The organism is Neisseria sp. LACPHL-SPEC-2024-00856 (genome assembly GCF_047915665.1).
GTDB classification, from domain to species: Bacteria; Pseudomonadota; Gammaproteobacteria; order Burkholderiales; family Neisseriaceae; genus Neisseria; species Neisseria polysaccharea.
On sequence record NZ_JBLRPR010000025.1, the window covers coordinates 1 to 1,144 of the forward strand.

Consider the following 1,144-nt stretch of genomic DNA (forward strand, 5'->3'; position numbering starts at 1 on the left):
ACGTAGCAAACCGCACGTAAACGTTGGCACCATCGGTCACGTTGACCATGGTAAAACCACCCTGACTGCTGCTTTGACTACTATTTTGGCTAAAAAATTCGGCGGTGCTGCAAAAGCTTACGACCAAATCGACAACGCTCCCGAAGAAAAAGCCCGCGGTATTACCATTAATACCTCACACGTAGAATACGAAACCGAAACCCGCCACTACGCACACGTAGACTGCCCGGGTCACGCCGACTACGTTAAAAACATGATTACCGGTGCCGCACAAATGGACGGCGCAATCTTGGTATGTTCCGCAGCCGACGGCCCTATGCCGCAAACCCGCGAACACATCCTGCTGGCCCGTCAAGTAGGCGTACCTTACATCATCGTGTTCATGAACAAATGCGATATGGTCGACGATGCCGAGCTGCTGGAACTGGTCGAAATGGAAATCCGCGACCTGCTGTCCAGCTACGACTTCCCCGGCGACGACTGCCCGATCGTACAAGGTTCCGCACTGAAAGCCTTGGAAGGCGATGCCGCTTACGAAGAAAAAATCTTCGAACTGGCTGCCGCATTGGACAGCTACATCCCGACTCCCGAGCGTGCCGTAGACAAACCGTTCCTGCTGCCTATCGAAGACGTGTTCTCCATTTCCGGTCGTGGTACCGTAGTAACCGGCCGTGTAGAGCGCGGTGTCATCCACGTTGGCGACGAGATTGAAATCGTCGGTCTGAAAGAAACCCAAAAAACCACCTGTACCGGCGTTGAAATGTTCCGCAAACTGCTGGACGAAGGTCAGGCAGGCGACAACGTAGGCGTATTGTTGCGCGGTACTAAGCGTGAAGACGTAGAGCGCGGTCAGGTATTGGCCAAACCCGGCACCATCACTCCGCACACCAAGTTCAAAGCAGAAGTGTACGTACTGAGCAAAGAAGAGGGCGGCCGCCATACCCCGTTCTTCGCCAACTACCGCCCCCAATTCTACTTCCGTACCACCGACGTAACCGGCGCGGTTACTTTGGAAGAAGGTGTGGAAATGGTAATGCCGGGTGAAAACGTAACCATTACCGTGGAACTGATTGCGCCTATCGCTATGGAAGAAGGCCTGCGCTTTGCGATTCGCGAAGGCGGTCGTACCGTGGGTGCCGGCGTG

General features: G+C 54.6%; 1 protein-coding gene. It reads left to right on the forward strand.

Features of this window, described 5'->3' with window-relative positions:
* The coding region (tuf, locus tag ACNAU7_RS10330) for an elongation factor Tu (protein ID WP_411723172.1) at window positions 1-1,144 on the forward strand (1,144 nt) is incomplete at both ends.